Consider the following 16,087-nt stretch of genomic DNA (forward strand, 5'->3'; position numbering starts at 1 on the left):
CTATTCAACAAAATGCAATAAACATCCCGTCATATTCTATTATTATACTAAAAATGTGAAAGAAGGGTATCATTTACCCTTTTAGCATGCAAAAACCATGAGATATCGATGATCACCTGATAAAATGATATTATCGGTATGCATGTAAGGAGGAGGAACTATAGTGGCACAGCATTCGTTTCACTTAAAAGCAAACTGGCCCGGTCTCCGCGATGATGTAGGCGAGATCGAGGCCGGAAATTTAAAAACAAAGATATCCATCCCGCCGGAAATGGAGGGTCCCGGTGTAGGAACCAATCCGGATGAAATGCTCCTTGGAGCTGCGGCAACCTGTTATATTATTACGCTCGCTGCCATGATGGAGCGCAGCCAGCTTGAAAAAGAAAGTTTGACCATGGAATCAGAAGGAATTGTTGAGGTGACCAAAGGAGTTATTACCTATAAAAAAATTATTCACCGCCCTCTTATTGTGTTAAAGGAAGATGCCTCACAAAAGGACAAGGGGCTGGCGCAACGTCTTGCCGAAAAAGCAGAAACATCCTGCATGATCACGAGGGCCATCCAGGGTAACGTGGAAGTCAGCCTGGAAGCAAAGGTAATCACAGGGCAAAATCAATAAACCAGCACAATTGTGCTGGTTTTAATTTGTTTACATACCAGCCCATTCGTGTTTCAGGATACTGTAAAGAAGTGAATCCCGCCAGCCGTTCTTCATTTTTAAATCTTCTCGCATCGTCCCCTCTTTTGTCATTCCGAGCTTTTCCAAAACGCGGATGGAGCCGGAGTTTTCGGGGTGGCATGTTGCGTAGATCCGGTGAAGGTCAAGAACGGTATATCCTAAATGAAGAAGAAGGGCACCTGCTTCTGTGGCGTACCCGCTGCTCCAAAAATCAGGGTGGATGATATAGCCGATTTCCCCGATCTTATTTCCGAAATCTCGTATGTTCAGCTCTGCTACACCGATTAATTTTTCCTTTTCCTCTTCAATGACCGCGAATGCGAACCGTGACCTTGGGCTCTTTTTGGTATCCCTGATCGCCTGGCTTACAAACTTTAATGTATCTTCTTCTGAATTAGGCCCCCAAGGCTGATAGCGGCAGGAGATGTCGAGGCCTGCATAGGAATGGATAGATCTCCAGTCTGTCTGCCTTAATTCACGCAAGCGAATTCTTTGTTGAATGGCCATGATTGGTGGTCCTCCAATATAAGAAATGGTTTACTTAATAGAATAGTTCTTCACAGAAAGATGGTTTCCTGTTTCATTGAAGTATATGACCCAGTAGAGCAGGAAGATCTTTACTCTTATCGAATCCATTATGGGTATCTATTAAACGAAAAAGGGTGATGGAAAAATGGAAAATTATTCTTTGAAAATCATGGATTATCATCACTGGGCCAACCAGAAATGGTTTGAACACTTAAAAAAGCTTCCTGAAGGCATACTGACTCAAAAAATCACCAGTGTATTTCCAAGTCTGATGGATACACTTGTTCATATGCTAAAAACGGATTTTATCTGGCTATTGACCATTTCAGGCAAGGAATATGAAGAAACCATAGGAATGTTAAATGAATTCAATGAAAAATTGAAGGGCATCTCCCTGACCGAACTGGAAAAACAGTTTGACGCGATTACCGGAAAATATGTAACCTTTCTGAACGGAATTGAAGATCCGCAACAGACCATTACCATTGCTCATCCGAAATTTGGTGAGGCCAAGGCACCGCTGCAGGACCTAATTGGCCATGTGGTTAATCATGGCACCTATCACCGCGGCAATCTGACGGCCATGCTCAGACAGATGGGTGAGGCAGGGGCTCCAACCGATTATATTTTTTATTTGTATGAAGAACAGGCATTATTCGCTCCGAAACATTGAAGCATTTGAACATTTCTATTCTTTAGGCTAGAGTGCTATAATAAAAAGGAGTACAGACGTTCGAAGTTCTCGTTTCTAGGAGTGAAACATGAAGTTAATTATTGCTGAAAAACCATCACAGGCCCAGGCACTTGCAGGGCCTTTTTCTAAAGTGAAAAAACAAAAAGGCTTTTATGAGATTCCTCCTCAGGATCCCTTTCCTGACGGAGCTTATTTAACCTGGTGTGTGGGGCATCTTCTGGAACTGGTACCGCCCAAGGAGTATAAACCTGAGTGGGAAAAGTGGAAGCTTGACACATTGCCGATGATGCCCGAGCGGTTCCGCTACAAAGTATCTCCCTCCAAATGGGATCAGTTTCAAATCATTAAAAAGCTCGCATTTGATCCAAAAGTAACCGGTATTATTGGAGCGACGGATGCAGGGCGGGAAGGGGAGCTCATTTACAAGTCGCTTCTGATGAACATGAATTGCAAAAAGCCGGTGATGCGTCTTTGGATATCCTCCTTGACCAAGAAAGCGGTCCTTGAAGGATTCCGTCATTTGAAAAGCGGGCAGGAAACGCTGCCTGTCTTTTTTGAGGCGTATTCCAGGGCATGTGCTGACTGGCTCGTGGGATTAAACACAACAAGAGCCTACACGCTGCTCATGCAGAAAAAAGGAATAAGAGAAACCTTTCCAACCGGTAGAGTCATGACTCCTACTGTTGCTTTGGTAGTGAAACGTGAAGCCGAAATTGAAAACTTTAAACCAGAGCCTTTCTTTGAAGTCATTGGGGAATTTGATGTGAACGGAAATCAGTACAGTGGAAAATGGCAGGAAAAGGAAAACATCCGTCTCAAGACAAAAGAGGAGGCGGAGGTGATCGCCGAACGAACCAAAGATCAGCGATGTGCGGTTGCCGATGTTAGAAAGGACCGAAAAGAATATCATCCGCCCATGCTGTATAACCTTTCTGCTCTGCAGGCAAAAGCCAATCAAATCTACAAATACTCGCCTGAAAAAACGCTGAATATTACAAGTGAGCTGTACTTAAAAAAGATAGTCAGTTATCCGCGGTCAGACAGCCCGTATATTACGGAGGAAGAAGCAAAAACGTTGCCAGGTATTTTACAAAAGCTTGCCCAACAAGAAAACTATAATCATTTGCTGCCCGCCCCCAAACGTTCGCTGATGGGAAACCCGCGCTTTGTGAATGCCGCAAAGGTTTCTGACCACTATGCCATTATTCCCACGGAAAATGTGGCAAGCCCTGAAAAACTAAGCAGGGATGAGCGGAATATCTATGACCTTATTGTGAGAAGCGTAATCGCTGCCCATTATGATAAAGCCGTTATGGATATCACTACAATCGTAACGAAAGTCAATAACCACGATGAATTTGTATCCAAGGGAAAAGTGATTATACAGGAGGGCTGGCGCAAGGTCCTGTTTGAAAAGAACACTAAAAAAGCAGACAACAAAGACGATGAAGAAAACACTGTATTACCTGATGTTCAATCAGGGGAAACGGGTACAGTGGAACAGGTAAGCATTCGGGAAGGAAAGACGCAGGCCCCGAAACGGTATACCCTGGGAAGCCTGGTCACATTAATGAAAACAGCAGGAAAAACGATTGAAGATGAAGAGCTGAGCAAGGTGCTGAATCAGGTCCAGGGGCTGGGAACGGAAGCCACGAGAAGCAGTATCATCAAAAAAATTGAAGAACTGGACTATATCCGTGTTCAGAAAAATCAAGTGTATGCGACAGAAAAAGCGAAAGCATTAATCACGGCGATCGGTGATGATTCCATTTTAACCTCGGCGGAGACAACAGCTCTCTGGGAGCAGCGCCTGCACGAAATTGGTAAAGGCAGAGCGGACGCAAAGCAGTTTATCGATATGACCAAGAGAATGACAGAGAAAGTGATTCAGGATGCTATTGCAGCGTCTGGAAGCTGGAAAGTGGAACCCTTGCCCGTATCCAAGACGGCGAAAGCGGAAAATGAGCGTCTCGGAACGTGTCCGTTTTGCGGAAAAGATATCATCCATATTGCCATTAAACGCAATGACTTTTACGGCTGCAGCGGCTATAAGGAAGGATGTAAATTCACAATTTCGGGCAGAATTGCCAAAAAGAAGCTGTCACCCGCACAGGTGAAGAGGCTTCTGGAAAAGGGTGAAACGACTAAGCTCAAGGGGTTCAAAAGCAAGCAGGGCAAACCATTTGCTGCTGCTCTTGCCCTGAACAAAGAAACCGGAAAAATTGAGTTTAAAATGTAAGTCGAAGCGTGTATCCTAGAGTCAGAAGGGCAGACGAAACCAAACCCCAAAGGAGACAGGGCCATGAATCAAAAACAACTGGCAGGCGAAAAAGCAGCCGATTACATCGAAGACGGGATGACGGTCGGACTTGGCACAGGCTCCACCGTGTTTTATACCATACAAAAGGTTGGAGAGGCCGTGAAAAACGGTCTTCGGATAAAAGGTGTATCAACGTCAGCTTCTACGACCAAGCTGGCTCAATCTCTTGGTATTCCGCTGGTTTCCATTGATGACGTGGATAAGATCGACCTGACCATTGATGGTGCGGATGAAGTGGATCCCAAGCTTAATGGCATTAAAGGAGGAGGCGGGGCACTTTTGTTTGAAAAAGTGGTCGCTAATGCCTCGGCAAAAGTGATTTGGGTGGTGGACCCCGCCAAGAAAGTACAAACATTGGGAAAATTTCCTCTTCCTGTAGAAGTGATTCCGTTTGGAGCACAGCGATTATTTCGATATTTTGAAAAACAGGGTCTTTCGCCAGTGATCCGGGACAAAGAAAATGCTCCTTATGTGACAGACAGCGGCCATTATATTATTGATCTTCATTTGGAGGAGATTCGTGAACCCGAGCAGCTGGCAACATGGCTAGACAGCCTTACGGGTGTAGTAGAGCACGGCCTGTTTTTGAATGGTGCCGATCTCATCGTGGTCGGTGAGGCTGAAGGTCCCGAAATTATCGAAAAAAATAGGAACTCTTAAAAAATTTCTTGTATCCCTTTGGAATATGCTGTATATTGTATTTTAATAAAACTGATCGGTTAAAAAGCATTGAAAGGAACATGAGCCATTCTGTACGGTTGCACAGAGAGGAAGGGTGCTGAGAACTTCCCAACGCTGCGGAACGGCTTACCATCCTTGAGCTGTATGGGTGAACACAGTAGCTCATACCGCAGACGCTGCGTTAAAGCTAAGGAGCCATCAAATAGCCATGCTGTTTGATGGGAATCTGGGTGGAACCACGGGTAAAACGCACTCGTCCCTTTTGTTTGGGATGAGTGCGTTTTTTCTTTTTCTCATCTCCTAAATTAAAAATAGTGTTGAACAGGACAATATCCATTGCCAACCGGTCATACAGAGAAGGAAGGAGAGCTGAGAACTTCCTGACAAAGGGGCACGGATTACCGCCTGGGAGCTGAATGGGTGAACTGGATTGATTAGCTTATTCCGCAGATGCTGCGTTAAAGCAAATGGAGCCGCCATTGATCGTAATGGCGGGAACCAGGGTGGAACCACGGGTAAAAGCACGCTCGTCCCTAGATGAGGGATGGGTGTGCTTTTTGTTATTTAAAAACAGAATGGAGAGATGAAAAATGAAAGCAAACGAAATCAGCCTTCAGTTCCCCGACGGTTCCCGGCACAGCTATCCGCAAGGTGTATCTGTTCATGAAATTACGGCTTCCATCAGCCCAGAATTAAGCAAAAAAGCAGTTGCCGGCAAGGTAAATGGACGGCTTTCAGATCTCAGCACACCTCTTGAAAAAGATGCAAACATCGAAATTATTAGTCTGCAATCCCCTGAAGGCGAAGAGGTTTTAAGGCATAGCGCAGCCCACGTTCTTGCACAGGCGGTTCAACGGATTTACGGAGAGGTGAAGTTTGGGGTCGGGCCTGCCATTGAAAATGGGTTTTATTATGATTTTGATCTGCCAGTTTCCATCTCCAATGAAGATCTTTCCGCCATAGAAGCCGAAATGAAGAAAATCATTGCCGAAAATTTACGGATTGAGCGGTTAACGGCAACAAGAGAGGAAGCCGCCTGCTACTGGCAGGATAAGGACGATGAGCTCAAGCTTGAATTGCTGCGTGATATTCCTGATGGAGAGCTGATCACTTTTTATAAACAAGGCGAATTCCGGGATTTGTGCCGGGGGCCTCATCTACCTTCAACAGGGCGGATTAAGGCATTCAAATTAACTTCGGTTTCTGGTGCCTACTGGAGGGGAGATTCCAATAATCGGATGCTGCAGCGGATTTATGGTGTGGCGTTTTCTTCTAAAAAGAAGCTGGATGAGCATCTGCAGTTCTTGGAGGAATCTGCCAAACGAAATCACCGGAAGCTTGGTAAAGAACTGGAGTTGTTTATGTTTTCCGATGAAGCTCCAGGAATGCCGTTTTTCTTGCCGAAAGGACAGGTGATTCGAAAGGAACTCGAAGGGTTTTTACGGAAATTCCAGGATATGGGCGGGTTTGAAGAAGTCAGGACTCCGCTGATGATGAATCAGAGGCTGTGGGAGAAGTCGGGCCACTGGGGGCATTACAAGGATAATATGTATTTCACAAATGTGGATGACGCAAGTTTTGCATTAAAACCAATGAATTGTCCCGGACATATGCTCATTTACAAAAATAAGCGGCGCTCCTACCGAGACCTGCCGCTCAGGCTGGCAGAGTTTGGACAGGTGCACCGCCATGAATACAGCGGTGCGTTGAATGGGCTCTTGAGAGTCAGGACGTTTTGCCAGGATGACGCTCATATTTTTGTAACACCTGAGCAAATAGAAGAGGAACTAACATCTGTTTTACGAGTTGTCAATGAGGTCTACAGCACATTTGGCTTTTCTTTCGATGTCGAGCTTTCCACACGGCCGGAGGATTTTATGGGAGATGAAACGCTCTGGAATCAAGCTGAAAGCGCTCTGGCAACTGTATTGCAAAAGGCAGGTTTCTCTTACCGGATCAATGAAGGAGACGGAGCATTTTACGGCCCAAAAATTGATTTTCATATCCGAGATGCCATAAAGAGAAGCCATCAATGTGCAACAGTCCAACTTGATTTTCAAATGCCGGAAAAGTTCGACCTTCATTATATGGATGAGCATAATGAAAAGCGGCGTCCGGTAGTCATTCACCGTGCCGTTCTTGGCTCCATTGACCGCTTTTTGGGCATACTGATCGAACATTATGCCGGGGCTTTCCCGGTTTGGCTTTCTCCGGTGCAGGTTAAAATTATCCCGGTGTCGCTTGATGCGCATTCGGAAAATGCAAAGGAACTCCTGCAACAATTAAGAGGTGCGGGAATCAGAGCAGAAGCAGATCTCAGAGAGGAGAAACTGGGGTATAAAATCCGTGAGGCGCAAATCCTGAAAACTCCGTATACACTCGTAATCGGTGATGAAGAACTCAAAAACAAAGGAGTCAGCGTAAGAAGGTACAGCGAAAGGACATCTGTGTTTATGAAACCGGAGGCTTTTCTAAAAAAACTCAAGGTAGAAATTGAGAATAAAAAATGATGGAAAAGAGAGAATTTCTCATGCAAATGAGAAGTCTCTCTTTTTTTATTCACAGCTATTAGTACAAAAGCACTATTATTTATCCTTCGACAAGTGAAGAAAAGTGTTTCAGAACGGTTGCCCTCAAAAAGGGCTGAATCCATGGCATGTAAGGATTTTAGGCATACTCGGCAACAAGATAGCCGTATTCTTGGCAGATGAAAGTTAAGTGATAATGGTTCTCAAGTATGATTGACGATGAGAATGATTTTCATTTAGAGTAGAGGCTGTAAATGTTAATGAAAATCATTATCAATTAAAGGAGTTTGATATAGATGGTTACTCAACAATTAACAAAGAATGAGTTTCTTCTAAAACAGCAGGCGGGCAGAGAATCCAATGCCCGGTCGTATCCGCGCAGAATTCCTATTGCGATCGAAGAAGCAGAGGGCATTTTTGTAAAAGACGTGAACGGAAAAACCTATTATGACTGTTTGGCCGGCGCGGGAACTCTGGCGCTCGGACATAACCACCCTGTGGTAATCGAGGCTATACAACAAGTGATCAAGGACAAGCGCCCTCTGCATACGCTTGACCTTACCACTCCGGTCAAGGAAGAGTTTGTCACCGAGCTGTTTGACAGCCTTCCGAAGGAATTTGCCCAAAAAGCCAAGATCCAATTTTGCGGGCCGACGGGTGGAGATGCCATTGAGGCAGCCATTAAATTAACAAAAACGGCAACAGGACGGCAGAGCATTCTATCCTTCCAGGGCGGGTATCACGGGTCCACTCATGGCACGATGGCACTCAGTGGCAACCTTGGGCCAAAGGAGAAAATAAGAGGCCTTATGCCGGATGTTCACTTTTTGCCATATCCATACACCTACCGGGATCCGTTCGGTATTGGTGGAGATGAGTCACATCGCATCAGCTCGCAATACATCGAGAATCTGCTCGATGATCCGGAAAGCGGAATCCTTGCACCAGCAGCCATGATCCTTGAAGTGGTTCAGGGGGAGGGCGGCAGTATTCCAGCACCAATTGAATGGCTTCAGGAGATGAGAAGAATCACCAAAGAACGGGGCATACCTCTCATCATTGATGAAGTGCAGACAGGAATCGGAAGAACAGGGGAATTCTTTGCCTTTGAACACGCCGGAATTGTACCGGATGTACTCGTTCTGTCAAAAGCCATCGGAGGGAGTTTGCCACTATCCGTTGTGGTTTATGATAAGGCACTCGACCAATGGTCACCGGGAGCTCACATTGGTACGTTCAGAGGGAATCAAATGGCGATGGCAGCAGGCACAGCCACCCTTAACTTCATCAAAAAGCAGAACTTGTCCGGGCATGCGAAAAGGATGGGAGAGCTTCTTAGTGAAAGGCTTGAGCAAATTCAGTTATCTTATCGGCAAATCGGCGATGTGAGAGGGAGAGGATTGATGATTGGCGCGGAAATCGTCAACCCGGAAGGAAAGAAAGGGAAAAACGGAAGTCTTCCTGCTGCTCCATCGCTCGCCAGTGCGATCCAGCGTGAATGCTTTCATCGCGGGCTGATCCTTGAAGTCGGCGGACGCCATGGCAGTGTGGTTCGTTTTCTGCCGCCGCTTATTATTACAGAAGAGCAAGTCCTGGATGTAGCCTGGATTTTTGAACAGGCCATACAGGCAGCTGTAAATGGAGAGTAATTCACAGATGACTACAGTTGTTAATCTAAAAACGAAATTTGATGACTTGTTTATCAAGGAGGGGATGAGCGGCCATGATGCCTACCTTCAGGCGATCGATCAGACAAAGAAGGTAGTTGCGGATGTGTTGGTTCAAGCGAGAGGGCCCTTTTCCGGAGAAACGCCACAGATGATTCAACGTGCGGTTAAAGAAATGAAACTGGCTACAGAAAAAGGCCAGCCGCTTGAAGTGGTATTGGAGGATGTGGCGACATTGCTTCTTCACAGCATCCAGGTGAATCATAAAGCATGCATCGGGCATCTTCACTGTCCTCCGCTCGTTCCTGCCCTTGCGGCTGAAATGGTGATCAGTGCGGCCAACCAATCTCTGGATTCATGGGATCAAAGCTCAAGCGCCACCTATCTTGAACAAGAGTTGATTGACTGGCTTTGCAACCGCCTTGGATTGGGAGAAAACGCGGATGGAACGTTTACGAGCGGAGGAACACAATCGAACTATATGGGCCTTCTGCTCGCAAGGGATGCATTTTGCGAAAAGCAATGGAACTGGAATGTACAGAAGAAGGGCTTGCCCCCTGAAGCTCGCCGGTTACGAATTCTATGCTCGGAAGCCGCTCATTTTACGGTGGAAAAATCCGCTTCACAGCTGGGCCTTGGTGAAGACGCAGTGATACTGGTGAGCACCGACCGCCATCAACGAATGTCTCTCACAGATCTGAAAGAGAAACTTCGAATCTTGAAAGCTGAAAATCTGCTGCCTTATGCACTGGTCGGGACGTGCGGGACTACCGATTTTGGAAGTATAGATCCACTTCTTCACATGGCAAAAGCAGCGAAGGAAAACGGCTTATGGTTTCATGTGGATGCAGCCTACGGAGGAGCTCTCATGCTAAGCCATAATGATCATCACCGGCTTCGGGGAATAGAACAAGCCGATTCGATCACCGCCGATTTTCATAAACTCTTTTTTCAGCCGATCAGCTGCGGTGCTTTTTTGTTAAAGGAACGGAAGCAATTTAAACATATCAGCTACCATGCCGATTATTTGAATCCTGAACAGGACGACGAGGAAGGATTGCTCCACCTTGTCAATAAGTCGGTCCAGACGACCAGAAGATTTGATGCCTTAAAACTGTTTATGTCCCTCCGGGCGGTGGGATTGGATCGTTTTGGAGAGATGATCGACCATACCATTGAATTAGCAAGGAAAACAGCACAGCTTATGAAGGAAAGCAGATTCTTTACGGTTATAAATGCCGAACCTGAAATTAACGCGGTTGTTTTTCGCTATGAACCTTCGTTTCTTAAAAACAACTTTGATGCATTAAACAAACAGATTCATAGCGAGCTTCTTCAAGGCGGAAAAGCCTTGTTGGCGAAAACCATGCATGAGGGAGAGCTGTATCTTAAATTTACATTGCTTAATCCACGAGTAACCATGGAAGACATGAAGAAATTGATCGCCGACATTGCTGAATTGGGCGAAACCATACATAGAAGGGAAGGGAAATCATCGTGAACAGCAAGCAGCTTGCAGAGCAGGCGACCATACAAAGCTTTCTGAACTGTTACTTGCGTGAGACGGGAGATTCGAATGAAAAGAAAGCGGGCATGATCTGGATCAGCACGTTGGAGAACCAAAACATTGAGGTCTTGATTCCAGTAAAGTATTGGTCTCCGACAGGAAGGCACCTGTTTTCGTTTCCCATCATGTATCAAAGCAAAGGAGGAGGGAAACCTGTTCCGGCTGATTACCTCAGTCTGGTTTCACTGCTCGCTAAAGAGCTCTTGCTGAGGCAAGGCAGAGAAGATGCGGGAGACGAGCTTGTTCTTCGCGTCATACTGAGCTGCAAGAATATGAAGGAGACGATTCAACAGAGATTTGCTGATGCTGGGAAGTTAACAGAAGAGGAGTTTATGTTTATTGAAGCGGAACAATCCCTTCTTCTGGGCCATCTGCTTCATCCTACACCCAAAAGCAAACAAGGGATGCTTCCCGGGGAGGAAATGATCTACTCACCAGAATTTAAGGGAGAATTTCCGCTGTATTACTTTAAGATCCATCGTTCTCTCGTTCTTCAAGATTCCACGTTGAGCCATTCTGCGGTGGAACTTGTAAGGCGCATGCTTCTGGATGATCCTGCCGTGCCCCACGAATTTGTAGTGGAGCATTGTATGGATGAGGACTTCCATCTCGTGCCGTCCCATCCGCTTCAGGCAAGAGAGTTAGTTGTTCAGCCAGCTGTCCGGAAACTGATTGAGCAAGGCAAGATTGTTGATGTCGGCTGTACGGGAAGTCCGTTTACACCCACATCCTCACTGAGGACGGTGTACCGCAGGAATTTCAAGTACATGTTTAAGTTCTCAGTGCCTGTCAAGATTACCAATTCACTAAGAGCCAATAAACCGAAAGAGCTTGAACGGGGAGTCGAAATATCACGCCTGCTGCATACGGAACTGGGTACTGAGCTTGAAAATCGTTATCCCGGTTTTCTGATCGTTGAAGATCCAGCCTATCTTTCTGTTCGGGCAGGAGAAGAGGAATCAGGGTTTGAAGTCGTCATTCGGGAAAATCCTTTTTATCAAAATGAACGGAATGCCAGCCTGATCGCGGGGTTGTGCCAGGATCATCCATACGGCAGGAAAAACCGGTTGTTCTCGATCATACAATCGATCGCACAAAAAGAAAACCGAACGACAGAAGAAGTCAGTACCGATTGGTTTGAAACCTACTTAGCTCTTTCTCTGGAACCGATGCTGTGGCTGTATAAGCAATACGGGTTAGCGTTGGAGGCCCATCAGCAAAATTCCATCGTCCAGCTTTCGGATAACGGGTATCCAGCTGCGTTTTATTACAGAGACAACCAGGGTTACTATTATGCGGAATCCAAGGCACACAAACTGAAGCAGCTTCTTCCCGGTTTAAACCGCAAAAGTGAAACGATCTGCTCTGACGCCACGGCAGAGGAGAGATTTCGATACTATCTCATTTTTAATCATCTATTTGGATTGATCAACGGATTCGGAACGGCAGGACTTGCAGATGAAACAGCCTTACTTGATATTCTGCGAAAATCTCTCGCCCGCCACAAAGAAAACGGAGCGGGCCAGCTGGTGCAAAGCCTGCTGAATGAACCGGTCCTGCCGTGCAAAGCCAACCTGTTGACAAGACTTCATGACAAGGATGAGCTTGTCGGAACACTGGAGGAGCAATCGGTATATGTAAATGTAATCAATCCAATTGCGCAAAAGGCGGGGGTCACATATGGTGTATGAATTTGAAACATTCGACGATGCGCTCAAAAACCGGATCTCCTTCCGGCGCGTGAAATTTGAAAAAGACGCCGAGCTTCTTCATAAGTGGATGAACGAAGAGCACGTAATTCCTTTCTGGAAGCTCGACGGACCAAGAGAAATCTACTATAAGCATTTGGAAAAAGCCCTTTCACATTCGCACCAAACTCTCTATATCGGATGTATAAACGACAAGCCGATGAGCTACTGGGAAGCGTACTGGGTAAAAGGAGATGTGGTGGAAAACGCGTATCCATCCGCCCCTTTTGATCAGGGCATTCATCTATTGATCGGAGAGAAGGAGGATTTGGGCAAAGGGTATTCGTTGCCTCTGCTGAAGGCGATGGTAAGGCATCAGTTTCAGGAGCCGGACACAGAAAAAGTGATTGCGGAACCGGATATTCGGAATAAGAAAATGATACATGTTTTTGAAAAATGCGGTTTTCGCGCAATCCAACCGATCGAGCTGCCGGATAAAACGGCGCTGTTAATGTTTTGCACAAAAGACGAATTTCACAGGAGGTGGAGCTACCTTGACAAGGAAAGAGCAAAGGCACATCTATGATGCTGTTGGAATTGGAATCGGCCCGTTTAATTTAGGAATGGCAGCATTGGCTGAAGGAACCGGGCTTGATTGCCTGTTTTTTGAACAAAAAAGTGAATTTAACTGGCATGAGGGAATGCTGATCGAAGGGACTACCCTTCAGGTGCCGTTTCTGGCAGATCTGGTCAGTATGGCCGATCCGGCGAATCCATTCAGCTTTCTTTCTTATCTCCACGAGCAGGGTCGTTTATATCACTTTTATTTTCTGGAAAAGTTTCATATTCCGAGAAATGAGTACAATCATTACTGCCAGTGGGCAGCCCGTAAGCTATCGTCCTGCCGATTTGGCATGAAGGTGGAGGAAGTACTGCCATTTGGATCGGAGGACGGCTTTCTCTATAAAGTCTATGTACGGGACGAAAAGACGGATCAAGTAAGATCGGTACTCGCACGCAACCTGGTCATGGGAATCGGGACGAAGCCTTATCTGCCGCCACATGCGGAATGGTTCTCAGGCAAATCAGTCTTCCATTCATCACAGTATTTAAAAAGAAAAGACGAAATGCTTGGCGCCAGTTCCATCACAGTGGTGGGATCCGGACAGAGCGCGGCCGAAATTTTTCTTGATATTGCCCGCAGCATAGACGATGGGGCGTGTCAGCTTAACTGGCTGACACGTTCAAAAGGATTCTTTCCCATGGAATATTCGAAGCTGGGACTTGAATATTTTTCACCGGACTACATTGATTTTTTCTATGCTCTTCCTCAGGAGAAACGGGATGCGCTTCTGGCTCAGCAGGATCTGCTGTATAAAGGCATCAGCGCAGAAACCATTGGTGAAATCTATGATCTGCTTTACGAAAAATCAGCAGCTGGAAAAGAAACCTCTTTCCATCTCCAGCCCATGGTGGAGGTCACGGGAATCGATCAATCGGATTCCACTCACGTGCTTCACTGCCGGCAATGGATGACGGAAGAAGTCTTCCAAAAGCAATCAGACGTGGTCATTATGGCTACCGGCTATAAACCGGCAATCCCATCCTTTCTTAGTGGACTGGAAGATTATATTGAATTTGACGATCAGGGAAGATTCCAGATTGAACGGGAGTACTGTCTGAAAACCCACCTGCATACAAAGAACGAGATTTTTATTCAAAACGGAGAAATGCACACACACGGAGTGGGAGCACCTGATCTTGGACTTGGTGCTTACCGCAATGCAGTGATATTGAATGCCATTGCGAAAAAGCCGTTGTATCCGGTTGAAAAGAAAAATATATTTCAACAGTTTATGGGTGAAACGACGCAAAAAGCCGGACCAAAAGATCCAACCAGCAGAGGAGGACACACGCATGTTTTTTGTTGAAGAGCTAAAGCAAAATCTGAATCGCGAGAAATGGGTTGATGCCAACCAAAGGCTGCTCGCCAAGATGATCGCCGAATATATGTATGAGGATATGATTTACCCTGAACAGGTCGAAGGAAACACCTATCTATTAAAGATCGGCGAGTGGATTCCATACCGGTTTCAAGCAGAGCCTCGTTTGTTCAACAGCTATTCCGTAGACTGCAAAACTATCGAAAAATACAGCAATAACAACTGGGAGCCGGCAGACAGTGCCGTGCAGTTTATCCTAGATATTCAGCAATCCATCGGGATGTCAGCAGAAACAGCAGGACACTTGATCAAAGAATTGAACGCGACACTGCTTGCTGATGTGAATCTTATGGTCAATCATACAAAAAGTGCGGACGAGCTGGCTGAACTGGGCTATGAAGAGCTGGAAGGGGAAATGACAGGGCATCCATGGATTACTTACAATAAGGGCAGAATCGGCTTCGGATATGATGATTACTTGATGTATGCGCCGGAAAACCAGCAGAAGGTACAGTTATCCTGGATCGCTGTTAAAAAGGAGAAAGCTTCCTACCAATCGGTTGCAGGCGCAAATTATGATTCTCTGTTGAAGTCTGAACTTGATCAAGAGACACTCCATTCCTTTCATGAGCGTCTAGCGGCAGAGGGCTGTGACCACAGTCAATATTTCTATATGCCCGTACATGAATGGCAATGGAAAAACGTGATCATCCAGAATTTTGCACATGAACTGGCTGCAAAGATCATCGTTCCTTTGGGAGATGGCCCGGACCAATACCTTCCGCAGCAATCCATCCGTACGTTTGTTAACACGTCACAAAAAATGAAGCAACATGTGAAGCTTCCGATGAGCATTTTGAACACGCTCGTATATCGTGGATTACCCGCTGAACGAACGGTGATTGCCCCCAAGATTACTGAGTTTATCAAAGGCATAGCTGATCAAGACCGATTTTTAAAGGAAGAGTGCCGGGTAATTCTTCCCGGGGAGAATGCCAGCATCAATGTGGATCAATATCATTTTTCAGAGTTAAAGGGAGCCCCTTATCAATATCTTGAAATGCTTGGTGTGATATGGAGGGAAAGCATTCATATGTATACAGAGGAAGGTGAGCGTCCGATTACGCTTGCGGCGCTGGCGCACGCTGATGCTTCAGGCAAGCCATATGTGCAAAGCCTGATGGAGAAATCAGGATTATCTCCGGAGGAATGGATCAGGCAAATGTTTCATGTGGTTATGCCGCCGCTGCTTCATTACTTGTATCAGTATGGCACCGTTTTTTCTCCGCATGGCCAGAATACGATCCTTGTACTGAAGAAATACAAGCCTCACCGTCTTGCGATTAAAGATTTTGTCGATGATGTGAACATCAGCGACCAGCCATTTGCAGAGTTGGAGTCTCTTGCGCAGGAGCTGAAAGCGGTATTGCGCAGCGAGCCGCCGGAAGGGCTGACTCAATTTATTTTCACAGGGTTGTTTATCTGCCATCTTCGTTATTTGGCGGATCTGCTTGTAAAGAACGACCTTCTAAAGGAAACATCGTTCTGGCGGCTTCTTGCTGAAGAAATTTATGCCTATCAGGATAGATTTCCACACCTGCAAGAACGGTTTGCACTGTTTGATTTCTTTCAGCCCGAACTCACAAAACTCTGCCTGAACCGGAACCGTATGGTGGATTACGGGTATGGAGATGGAGAGGACAGGCCGCATGCCTCAGAATTCGGAAAAGTCAGCAATGCATTACACCTGTTTGCCAGGGAGGAAGTTTCCTCATAACATCAAAAAAGCCGG

The 16,087-nt window shown here is 46.0% G+C and carries 12 protein-coding genes and 1 other annotated feature; of the genes, 11 read left to right on the forward strand and 1 reads right to left on the reverse strand.

Annotation, left to right across the window (positions count from 1 at the left end; translation table 11 throughout):
- Positions 1–163: 163 nt before the first annotated feature.
- Positions 164–619 (forward strand): OsmC family protein, encoded by a 456-nt coding sequence (locus AS030_RS03630; protein ID WP_061968496.1) that lies wholly within the window; start codon positions 164–166, stop codon positions 617–619.
- A 30-nt stretch (positions 620–649) separates the two neighbouring features.
- Here the strand turns inward: AS030_RS03630 and AS030_RS03635 are convergent, their stop codons facing one another.
- Positions 650–1,186: a GNAT family N-acetyltransferase gene (locus tag AS030_RS03635; protein WP_061968499.1), complete on the reverse strand. Its 537-nt coding sequence runs from the start codon at positions 1,184–1,186 to the stop codon at positions 650–652.
- Positions 1,187–1,352: 166 nt separating this feature from the next.
- Here AS030_RS03635 and AS030_RS03640 point away from each other — a divergent pair, with 166 nt between their 5' ends.
- The 10 genes from AS030_RS03640 to AS030_RS03685 all read left to right on the forward strand — a co-directional run bounded on the left by AS030_RS03640 (position 1,353) and on the right by AS030_RS03685 (position 16,072).
- Positions 1,353–1,880 carry a DinB family protein gene (locus AS030_RS03640; protein ID WP_061968501.1) on the forward strand — a complete coding sequence of 176 codons (528 nt, stop codon included), beginning with the start codon at positions 1,353–1,355 and terminating at the stop codon, positions 1,878–1,880.
- A gap of 88 nt (positions 1,881–1,968) precedes the next feature.
- Positions 1,969–4,140, forward strand: a complete 2,172-nt coding sequence (locus AS030_RS03645) for a type IA DNA topoisomerase (RefSeq protein WP_061968503.1) — start codon at positions 1,969–1,971, stop codon at positions 4,138–4,140.
- 63 nt (positions 4,141–4,203) lie between these two features.
- Positions 4,204–4,881: a ribose-5-phosphate isomerase RpiA gene (gene rpiA, locus AS030_RS03650; RefSeq protein WP_061968505.1), complete on the forward strand. Its 678-nt coding sequence runs from the start codon at positions 4,204–4,206 to the stop codon at positions 4,879–4,881.
- Positions 4,882–4,941: 60 nt separating this feature from the next.
- Positions 4,942–5,166 (forward strand) — a binding site (T-box leader).
- A gap of 326 nt (positions 5,167–5,492) precedes the next feature.
- A complete protein-coding gene (gene thrS / locus AS030_RS03655; protein ID WP_061968508.1) occupies positions 5,493–7,412 on the forward strand; it encodes a threonine--tRNA ligase in 1,920 nt (639 codons plus the stop codon).
- A gap of 314 nt (positions 7,413–7,726) precedes the next feature.
- Positions 7,727–9,079 (forward strand): aspartate aminotransferase family protein, encoded by a 1,353-nt coding sequence (locus tag AS030_RS03660; protein ID WP_061968510.1) that lies wholly within the window; start codon positions 7,727–7,729, stop codon positions 9,077–9,079.
- A gap of 7 nt (positions 9,080–9,086) precedes the next feature.
- Positions 9,087–10,598, forward strand: coding sequence for a pyridoxal phosphate-dependent decarboxylase family protein (locus AS030_RS03665; RefSeq protein WP_141687015.1), 1,512 nt, complete (start codon positions 9,087–9,089; stop codon positions 10,596–10,598).
- Positions 10,592–12,355, forward strand: coding sequence for an IucA/IucC family protein (locus AS030_RS03670; protein ID WP_061968516.1), 1,764 nt, complete (start codon positions 10,592–10,594; stop codon positions 12,353–12,355). The genes AS030_RS03665 and AS030_RS03670 overlap by 7 nt, the downstream gene beginning before the upstream one ends.
- Positions 12,345–12,938, forward strand: a complete 594-nt coding sequence (locus tag AS030_RS03675) for a GNAT family N-acetyltransferase (RefSeq protein ID WP_061968520.1) — start codon at positions 12,345–12,347, stop codon at positions 12,936–12,938. Before AS030_RS03670 ends, AS030_RS03675 begins: the two co-directional genes overlap by 11 nt.
- Positions 12,907–14,283: a lysine N(6)-hydroxylase/L-ornithine N(5)-oxygenase family protein gene (locus AS030_RS03680; protein ID WP_061968522.1), complete on the forward strand. Its 1,377-nt coding sequence runs from the start codon at positions 12,907–12,909 to the stop codon at positions 14,281–14,283. Before AS030_RS03675 ends, AS030_RS03680 begins: the two co-directional genes overlap by 32 nt.
- Complete coding sequence (locus AS030_RS03685; RefSeq protein WP_061968525.1) at positions 14,270–16,072, forward strand: IucA/IucC family protein; 1,803 nt, start codon at positions 14,270–14,272, stop codon at positions 16,070–16,072. The genes AS030_RS03680 and AS030_RS03685 overlap by 14 nt, the downstream gene beginning before the upstream one ends.
- Positions 16,073–16,087: the final 15 nt, after the last annotated feature.

It is taken from the genome of Fictibacillus enclensis, assembly GCF_001457035.1.
GTDB lineage: Bacteria > Bacillota > Bacilli > Bacillales > Fictibacillaceae > Fictibacillus_C > Fictibacillus_C enclensis.